Source organism: Ancylomarina sp. (genome assembly GCF_041555295.1).
In the GTDB taxonomy this organism is placed as follows: Bacteria; Bacteroidota; Bacteroidia; order Bacteroidales; family Marinifilaceae; genus Ancylomarina.
The window spans coordinates 1-1,595 of the sequence record NZ_JBFFKR010000470.1 but is presented as its reverse complement, the minus strand read 5'-3'; the positions used below and the strand labels follow the sequence as shown (position 1 = coordinate 1,595).

Genomic DNA, 1,595 nt, shown 5'->3' with positions numbered 1-1,595 from the left:
CTGCGAATGCTTGGTGAAATCTAAATATTGTAGAATAGCTCCCGAGGCAATAATTCCATCCCTCAAGGTGTGTACACCAAATCCTTTTAGCGAATTGGTTTCGAAATGTCGCAGTAATCTGTCTTTAGCAGCGGTTTCTGTAAACACCCAATCGTCCATGGTGAAGGTGTAGAACTTGCCACCAAATAATTCATGGAATTGTTTCTCTTTTCCTTTCTGATAAAGCACTTCCTTAGGTTGGAAATTACCCATCAGTTTGTCGATATACTCAAAACTCCCTTCAGCAGTTAAGAATTCACCTGTTGACACATCAAGAAAGGCAATTCCTGCCGATTTATTTTCGAGATGTACGCAGGCTAAGAAATTATTTTCTTTATGCTCGAGTACATTGTCGTTGTAGGATACGCCTGGTGTTACTAATTCCACAATGCCACGTTTGACAAGGGTTTTGGTCATTTTAGGATCTTCCAATTGCTCGCAAATAGCCACACGCATACCCGCTCTTACCAATTTTGGTAGATAGGTATCGATAGCGTGATGAGGGAATCCAGCCAGTTCTACATAGGATGCAGAACCATTGGCTCTTTTTGTTAAGGTAATCCCACATATCTCAGCTGTGCGAACGGCATCATCAGAGAAAGTTTCATAAAAATCGCCTACACGAAACAATAAGATCGCATCAGGATGCTTATCTTTTATATCGTAATACTGTTTCATTAAAGGGGTCTCAACTGCTTTTCTTTGCTTTGCCAAGGGATGATATTTTTAAGGGCCTGTTTATTTGTGAAATCCAACACAATTCTACTGGCTAATGAACTATTTTTTATTAATTGTATGCTTGCTGACTATCTCCACTTTATCTTTTATAATCAAGAGTTTGAGCGAGTGTCAAACAATTCATTTTTCATCCTGAAAAATGAATCAGGGAAGGTAAAATAAATTTAGAACAAATATAAGCTTTGGCTGAGACTTATTAGAAAGAGCATGATGGTTTATTGATACAAAAAAACTTTTCATTTCTAATTCCACGCAGAGAACGCAGATGAAACGTGAAATCGCAAAGATTTACTCGTAAGGTGGAAAATACTTTGCGGTCTTGTTGAAAAACTTAGCGCACATTTATGTGAATTTTGTTTTAAATAAATGATTTTTTGTAAAAAGCACCTCAATGTCTTTTTATATTGATCTTTTCTTGCAATATTTAATCATCAATAAAAACCCAATTTGAATTTCATATACTATGAACACTATTCTGATAGTTGGCGCAGGCCTTTCATCTACTAGCCTGATAGAATACCTTTTAAATCATTCAGAAGAAAACCAGTGGCAAGTCCGTTTGGCTGATATGTCATTGGAGCTTGCGGAAAGCAAAATTAAGCAGCATACCCACGGTTTAGCATTAAAATTTGATGTGTTTGATAAGGAAGAGCGTGCTAATGAAGTCGCAAAAGCTAACTTGGTTATTTCCATGTTGCCACCACCTATGCATCCCATGCTCGCTCGCGAGTGTGTGAAACAGACTAAGCATTTTATCAGTCCTTCATACATTACACCCGAAATGCAGATTTTGCACAAAAAGGCGAAGACTAAAGGTG

The 1,595-nt window shown here is 37.6% G+C and carries 1 protein-coding gene and 1 pseudogene; one reads left to right on the top strand and one right to left on the bottom strand.

The features are described 5' to 3' along the window. A pseudogene (locus ABY905_RS17185) lies at window positions 1-753 on the bottom strand (DNA mismatch repair protein MutS); the annotation flags it as partial. A gap of 487 nt (window positions 754-1,240) precedes the next feature. On the opposite strand from ABY905_RS17185, the gene ABY905_RS17180 reads away from it, so the two are divergent. Continuing rightward, window positions 1,241-1,595, top strand: a 355-nt coding sequence (locus tag ABY905_RS17180) for a saccharopine dehydrogenase NADP-binding domain-containing protein (RefSeq protein ID WP_372646115.1), incomplete at its 3' end; no start/stop codon positions are given.